The 7,126-nt window shown below is 70.7% G+C and carries 5 protein-coding genes; 2 read left to right on the plus strand and 3 right to left on the minus strand.

What is annotated here, in order from left to right; all coding sequences use genetic code 11:
• Positions 1-209 precede the first annotated feature (209 nt).
• Positions 210-2,546, plus strand: a complete 2,337-nt coding sequence (locus ACFWGZ_RS20385) for an ABC transporter substrate-binding protein (RefSeq protein ID WP_382453106.1) — start codon at positions 210-212, stop codon at positions 2,544-2,546.
• A gap of 232 nt (positions 2,547-2,778) precedes the next feature.
• On the opposite strand, the gene ACFWGZ_RS20390 is transcribed toward ACFWGZ_RS20385, so the two are convergent.
• Positions 2,779-3,393, minus strand: a complete 615-nt coding sequence (locus tag ACFWGZ_RS20390) for a DUF4241 domain-containing protein (RefSeq protein WP_382453107.1) — start codon at positions 3,391-3,393, stop codon at positions 2,779-2,781.
• Positions 3,394-3,436: 43 nt separating this feature from the next.
• Positions 3,437-4,738: a protein kinase gene (locus tag ACFWGZ_RS20395; RefSeq protein WP_382453108.1), complete on the minus strand. Its 1,302-nt coding sequence runs from the start codon at positions 4,736-4,738 to the stop codon at positions 3,437-3,439.
• A gap of 177 nt (positions 4,739-4,915) precedes the next feature.
• Here ACFWGZ_RS20395 and ACFWGZ_RS20400 point away from each other — a divergent pair, with 177 nt between their 5' ends.
• Positions 4,916-6,079, plus strand: a complete 1,164-nt coding sequence (locus tag ACFWGZ_RS20400; protein ID WP_382453109.1) for an LLM class flavin-dependent oxidoreductase — start codon at positions 4,916-4,918, stop codon at positions 6,077-6,079.
• Positions 6,080-6,119: 40 nt separating this feature from the next.
• Here ACFWGZ_RS20400 and ACFWGZ_RS20405 read toward each other — a convergent pair whose 3' ends face one another.
• Entirely contained in the window at positions 6,120-6,995 is an 876-nt protein-coding gene (locus ACFWGZ_RS20405; RefSeq protein WP_382453110.1) for a fructosamine kinase family protein, read from the minus strand.
• Positions 6,996-7,126: the final 131 nt, after the last annotated feature.

The following is a 7,126-nucleotide window of genomic DNA, read 5'->3' on the forward strand; positions in this document are numbered from 1 at the left end:
AAAACAACTCCGGTCCACGGCCTGAGTTGCCGTCTTGGGCCCAGCACGGTGTTCGACAAGGTCCGGATCACGCAGGTTCATCGCACCTGGTGACGTGCGGGCCGTGGCCACTCGAGCACACGTGCCGTCGAATCTTCTGAACGCAGTAACACCGTACAGCCGTTCGGAGACTACTCACCCAGGATGTTCGGCTCCGAAGGGTGCGGTGGATGATCAGGAAGATAGACGGTGTGCAGTCAGTGCTCTCGCTTGTCGACCACGTCGTCGAGCACAGACCCTCACTGCCGCCACTGGTCATCGCCATCAGCAGCGCGGATGGCAGCGAGGCCCGCACGCTCCTGGATGGCTACCGCGAGAGGCTCTGCGACATCGACGGAGTCGCGCTGGTGCCCCACGCACACGCCGATGCGGTGACTGCGGCGGTGGCCGGGGCCTCGGCGCATTCCCCGGACGTCGGTCTGCTCGACGAGCTCGCGAAGCAGCTGAAGGCCTCCATCCCGCGCGGCGCAGGGAAGAACTGGCGGGCGAGGCGATTCCAGCTCATCCTGGATGTCCTCACCGCGGCCGACGAGATCACCACGACGACCACGGAAGCCACGCGCGAAGCGTTGCACGACCAGCTCTACGCACGGTGGGAGAAGAGGAACCAGCTCCTCACCTGGACCCGCACGCTAAGCCAGGCCGACCTGCCGACCAAGGTCCTCGGGATCGTGCTGGCCGTGCTGTTCGGCGGCCCGAGCCGCTGGCTCTTCGGCAGGCGGCTCAACCGGCGCGGGCTGCGCTGGTTCGGCGAGCACGTGAAGAAGGCGACCGGTCGCGGTGGCGACTTCCTCGGCCAGGCCGTGTACCTGTTTCCGGGCAGCGGGCTGGCGGACGTTGCCACGCTGCAACGACGTGTCCTGTTCGACGCGCTGCTGCACGACGTCGCGTTGTTCACACAGCGCAGGAGATTCCTGCCGAGCCGCCGGCGCAGGCGGTGGACACCGGTACTCCTGCTGGACGCCACGGACCCGGTCGCTGCCAGTCTGGTGACCCTCTACTCCGACCTCACCGCTCAGGCGAAGGTCATGCCGCTGTTGGTGGTCGCCGCAGTGTCCGAGAACGCGATCGGCGACGAGGCGCTGTGGGAGATCGACGAGGCCGTGACGAGACTGCGGGCCGTGGTGGAGAAGCGCGAGGAGCGGCGGCGGATCGCGCTGCGCCTGCCGGACGAGGCCGGTTCCTCGACCAACGGGCACGTTACGCCGCAGATCCCCGGCCGGGCGTCGGCACTGGCACCGCTCGTGCTCACCCTGTCACTAGTGCTTGCGGGCACCGCTTTCGCCGCGCACGAGGTCGTGCTGGGCGGGTGCTCCGACACCAAGGTCGTGGACGGGACGGAGGAACGCGTCGGAATCATCGAGAGCGGCTGCAGCTTCGGCCAGCCTGGTACCGCCGCGCCGGGCGTGCCGAGTCTCACCGCCCTGGAGGACCAGGTCTTCCTCAACAACGAGGCGGTTGACGCGATGGAAACGGCCGACGGGAAGCAGCGGTACTTCCGCGAGGTGATCTTCTTCGCACCGCTCACCCGCCCGGACACCGCCGAACGCACCGCCCCTCCCAACGCCATCTGGCAGCTGCGCGGCGCCGTCAACGCCCAGCGGGAGCACAACGAGAAAGCCAGAGTCGACGGCGAGCTGGTGCCACTCAAACTCTTGCTGGCCAACAGCGGCGACAGGTTCTCCCAGGGCGCCTGGGTAGCGGAGAAAATCGCCGCCCGACCGCGGTCGCGGGGCGGGGAACTGGCCGCCGTGATCGGCATCTCGCAGAGCCGCAAGGAGACCGGTGACCTGATCCGCGACCACCTCGGAGGGATTCCGGTGATCGGCGCCAGCATGTACGGCGGCAAGATGACCGACCGCAACCCCAACATGTTCCTCACCTCACCGTGGAACGAGGCGTGGGCGGACCAGATGAAGACCTGGCTCGGCGGCCGGCCTGCCTCGATCGTCTTCGACCCGGACGACGAATACTTCAGCCGCGACCTGCGCGACCTGCTGGCCAACCGAGGCATCGGCTCGCAGAGCGACAACGTCGAGGTTCGGGAGCAGGGCAACGACGTCGACTTCTCCGGCTCGCTGTCGGCGATTTGCGAGAAGAACCTGGTCCCGGTGCTGACCAACCGCGCGGACCAGATCCTGAAGTTCCTCTCCCGCATGGACGGCATCAAAGCCTGCAAGAACAAGACCGGGATGCCGGTGCTCGCCGGCCCCGGCCTGGTCGTCGAAGCAGCCAAGGGCTCGCTCGCGAAACGATATTCCTGGGCAGAGATCACGATGCTGTGCCTCGCCGCGAACCCGGTGGAGAGCGAGGAGTCCACCGGACGCGACGCGTTCCAGTTCGCCGCCTTGGCCGTGCGCGAGGCGAGGAGAGCAGCCGGTGAGCTGTGGGAGCCCGTGGTCGTTCGGACGGAGCTGGAGAAGTCCACCGTCTTCGCGGACGCGGGCTTGCACCAGCTGAACGATCGTGGCGCGACCGGCCGCATCAAGTTCGTCCGGGTGAACTAGGGCCTCTCCGGCACCACCGCTGGTGTGGCTGGTAAGCGGGTCACCGACTGGTCTTCCGGCAAACAGATCCGGCAACCGCACCGTCCCATCGTCGCCGATCATCTGCCAGGCGTAGTGACGCTGTGTTGGCGGGGCGCGACCTTCAGCGGTGCCACGTGCCGATGAGGAGGACGCGGTGATCGCCAGCGACTGATGCACACCAGGGCTTCCACATCGTGGTGCTCTGCACGACTCAGTCCCGGTTGTCGAACATCAGCAGTTCGATCAGGTAACAGGCGAGCTCACCGTCCGCGGTGCGACCGATCCAGGTCGGGTAGACGCCGTCGCTTCCGATCTTGAACCCCACGGTCTCGCGGCCCTCGTCGTCCTCCGACGAGGCCAGCCCGCCGCCGAAGTCCAGGTCGATCTTGGCGGTGTCGACGAACTCGAGGTAGGTGCCTGTCTCGTGCAGTTCCCGGAGGTACCTGGCGTCGATCAGGTTCCCCTCGGCGCCGTCCACGGCGAACCCGAAGAAGCCGTCCTCGCCCAGCTCCGCCGGGTCTTGACCGGGCAGCAGCGCCATGCTCCACGACGCGACCGGCGCATCACGGACGACCAGTCTCACCGCTAGCGGATCCGGCTCCCCGGCCTCGGGGAGCAGCGAGTAGAGCAGCACCGGATAGCGGCCGGGCGGAGCGATGTCGGTGAACCCGATTCCCTCCCAGCGCCATCCGGAGGCGACCACCTCGCCGGAGGGCAGGTGCAGGTCGGCGCGCAGCGGTTCGCTGACCGTGCCCGACCCGGACATCAGGATGGCCCGGGAACCCGGAACCAGACGTCGGTCGAAGTCCACCGGTGTCAACGGCATGGGGGAACCCTACTGGTGGCGCGTGGAGCGCTGAGCCGACGTTTCAGTTGGCGGCGGAGCAGGTCACGGCCGGGCGTTCGGGTTCGGGACCGGCGGCGACGAAGCCGAACGAGGTGGTTGTCCCGGCGGCGAGCACCGCGTTGTAGCCGGCGTTGGTGACGGTCACCGAGCCCGCGTTCTGGGTCAGGGTGCCGTTCCACAGGGTGCCGATGGTGTGGCCCGCGGCCGGCTGCCACGTGATGGTCCAGCCGGTCAGGCCTCCTGAGCTGGTGTTGCCCACGGTCACCTCGACCTGGTAGCCGCCCGGCCACGAGTTGGTCACCTCGTAGCGGGCGGCACAAGCGGCCGTGGTCGGCGCCGGGGTGGGCTCGCTCTGGGCGCTGCTGCCGGGCCGGTCGCCCTGCACGACGACGCCGATCACGACACCGGCGGCGACCAGGACGGCCCCACCGGCGGCCATCGCGATCACCCGGCGGGGCAGGTGGCGGCGGGCGGGCAGCATCTGCGTCCCGCTCTTCGGGGGCGCGGCGGGCAGCGGCAGTCCCTCGGCGACCGCCGCGAGCAGTTTGTGGGCCTCGGCCATCGTCGGCCGCTGGGCCGCGTCACGGCGCAGCAGGCGCAGGAGCACCTCGCCGAGCCGGCCATCCGGCCGCGGCGGCTCGAACTCTCCCCGGACCACGCGTTGCAGCAGCGCGTAGGGGTTGTCGTCCACACCGAACGGCGGTGTGCCCTCCAGTGCCGCGTAGAGGGTCGCGCCGAGGGAGAACACGTCCGAGGCGAACGTCGCCGCCTCGCCCGCCGCCACCTCCGGCGCGAGGAAGGCTGGCGTGCCGACGATCGTGCGGGCGTCGGTCACCGTGCCCTCGCCGACCGCGCGGGCGATGCCGAAGTCGGTGATCTTCGCGATGCCGTCCTCGGCCAGCAGGACGTTGAACGTCGAGACGTCCCGGTGCACGATGCCCTCCGCGTGCGCCGCCGCCAGCGCGGAGGCGACCTGCCTGCCCACGGCCGCGACCACGCCCGGTGGCAGCGCACCCCGTTCGGCGATCAGCGCCGCGAGGCTGCGGGAGGGCAGGTACTCCAGCACCAGGCAGGGCCTGCCGTCGTGCTCGACGACCTCGTGCACCCTGATCGCGTGCGGGTGCCGCAGGCGGCCCGCGACCCGGCCCTCGCGCAGCATCTGCGCCACCGCCTCCGGGGACCGCCGGTCGGTGCTGAGCAGTTTGAGCGCGACCACGCGGTCGCGTTGCTCGTCGCGGGCCTGCCAGACCACCCCCATGGATCCCTGCCCGATGGACGACACCAGCCGGTACCGCCCGGCGACGACCTCACCCTCTTCTGGCACGGGCCGACGCTACTTGGCCGAGCCGATCATCGGCCACCTCCTCCGCGCATCGCGGTGCGCGGTTCCCACCCGACGCCTCAGCGGCAACGGCGGCTGGAATATCCGTGCTGCCGCGTAACACCCTGCTCACCCGCCCAGACATCAGCGGTGGTGTCCGCGCGAACAGAGGGTGTGCCGATGAAAATCGACCTGTTCAACGAGATCCAGAACCCCGGCCCCGCCCCCGAGCAGTTCCGCTTCCGCCAGGCCCTCGACCAGGCCCGTCTCGCCGACGAGCTCGGCTACGGCTGCTGGTGGCAGGTCGAGCACCACGGCGCCGGCGAGTTCAGCCTGTCCTCCGCGCCCGAGCTCCTGCTCGCCGCCCTGTCGCAGCAGACCTCCCGCATCCGCCTCGGCCACGCCGCCGTGCTCGCGCCCGGCCGCTTCAACCACCCGATCCGCGTCGCCGAACGCGCCGCCACCCTCGACCACCTCAGCGGCGGCCGCGTCGAACTCGGTCTGACCCGCTCCACCATCCCCGAGTGGAACCTGTTCGGTGTCGAGCCCGCCGACGCGCGCGCCCAGACCGCCGAGGCGTTCGGGATGGTGCCGAGGATGTGGACGACCGACCGGTTCTCCCACACCGGCGCGCACTACCAGATCCAGGAAGTCTCGATCGTCCCCAAGCCCCTGCAGAGCCCGCACCCGCCGCTGTGGCAGGCCGCCGCCTCCCCCACCTCCTTCGAGGAGGCGGGCCGCCGCGGCGTCGGCGTGCTCGGCACCACGATCTGGGAGTCCCTCGACCGGGTCGCTCGCATGATCGACCTCTACCGCGCCGCCGCGGCCGAGTGCACCTCGCCGGCCGGCAGCTTCGTCAACAACCAGGTCGCCTACTTCACCTTCGTGCACTGCGCCGAGACCGACGAGCAGGCCATGCGCAACGGGGCAGCGGCGGCCGCGGCCTGGTACACGGTGACGGCGTTGCGCTTCTTCAACGCCGCCGCCGAGTTCGCGGCGACCATGCAACGCCACCAGGACATCCTCGCGGCCGGTGGCGGTGGCCTCACCGGCCGGTTCCTGCGGGCCGAGGCCGATGCCGCGCCCACCGACGCCCAGCTGGTGATCGGCCGGATCATCCAGGGCGAGGACGTGCCTGAGGACGAGCTGTTCGAGGTGCTGTCGGCGCAGCAGTCGCTGATCGTCGGCAGCCCGGACACGTGCCGCAGGAAGCTGCGGGCCTACGCCGACCTCGGCATCGACCGGTTGATGTGCCTGCAGCAGATCGGCCCCATCGGTGCCGACGAGGTGATGACGAGCATCAGGCTGATCGGAGGGCTGATCCCCGAGTTCGACCGGTCCTGACGCGGTGCGCGAACGCCGGGTGATCGCGCGCCGGCGACGTTCACCCGGCCCGGAACGGCCTGAGGATGGCGCGGACCTGGTCCGCCGCGCCCCAGTCGTGGTCGAACATGGCGATGAGGGCGAGGCTTTGGCGCAGCTGGACCAGGGGCATCCGGGCGCGCCAGCCGGCGTCCAGGCCGGTCAGCTCCGCGTACACGGAGAAGAACCGCTCCGCCTCCGGTGGGTGCGGCGAGCACCACAGGTGGGCCAGGTCGACCTCGGCCCAGGTGTAGGAGACGGCCGGGTCGATCACCGCGGGCCCGCCGCCCGCGGTGGCGAGGACGTTCTGCGCCCACAGGTCGCCGTGGGTCAGGCAGGCCGGGTTCGCCGGCAGCAGGTCGGGCAGCCGCGCGCAGAGCCGTTCCAGGGCCCGCCGGTCCCGTTCGTCCAGCGCCGCCCTGACCCGCCGCTCCGGCAACCAGCGCAGCAGGCGGTTGCGCGCGAAGAACTCGTGCCCGTCGGCGGTCCACGTGTTCACCTGCCGGTAGCGGCCGAGCCAGTTGTCGCGCTCCCAGCCGAACCGGTCGTGCACCGTGGAGGTGTGCAGCCGGGCGAGTGCGTGGGCGAGCTGTTCCCAGAACGCCTCCTCCGCCGGTCGTTCCCGCAGGACCGACAGCACCAGCAGGTCCTGCGTCGCGAGGACGACCTCGGGGGTGACGAGCCCGCCGCGGTCGCGCAGGGCGTGCAGGCCTTCCGCCTCGGCCGCGAACAGGTCGCCAGCGGGCACCTCGGCGAACGACTTGACGAACAACCGGGAGCCGTCGCGCCGGACGACGATGCCGGCGACCGCGGCGAGCCCGCCCTCGACCGGTTCCACCGCCGTGACGTCGTCGACTCCCGCGGCGTGCAGGCGGTGCAGCAGCAGGGAGGCGGTCACCGGGCTGCCAGCTTCGCCGAGATCGGTTCGAGCCGCGGGGGGCGCGGGGCTGGCGCCCCCCCGGGCCCCCCCGCGGGCGGCGGGGGGGGCCCGGGGGGGGGGAGGGCCGCGACCCCAATGGGGGGGAATAT

The sequence above is a fragment of the Lentzea sp. NPDC060358 genome, from assembly GCF_042725365.1.
Lineage (GTDB): Bacteria > Actinomycetota > Actinomycetes > Mycobacteriales > Pseudonocardiaceae > Lentzea.

What these genes read in the sequence shown, in the direction of transcription:
- ACFWGZ_RS20390 (WP_382453107.1), bottom strand. Translation starts at nt 3,393, where the DNA reads ATGCCGTTGACACCGGTGGACTTCGACCGACGTCTGGTTCCGGGTTCC.
- ACFWGZ_RS20400 (WP_382453109.1), top strand. Translation starts at nt 4,916, where the DNA reads ATGAAAATCGACCTGTTCAACGAGATCCAGAACCCCGGCCCCGCCCCC.
- ACFWGZ_RS20385 (WP_382453106.1), top strand. Translation starts at nt 210, where the DNA reads ATGATCAGGAAGATAGACGGTGTGCAGTCAGTGCTCTCGCTTGTCGAC.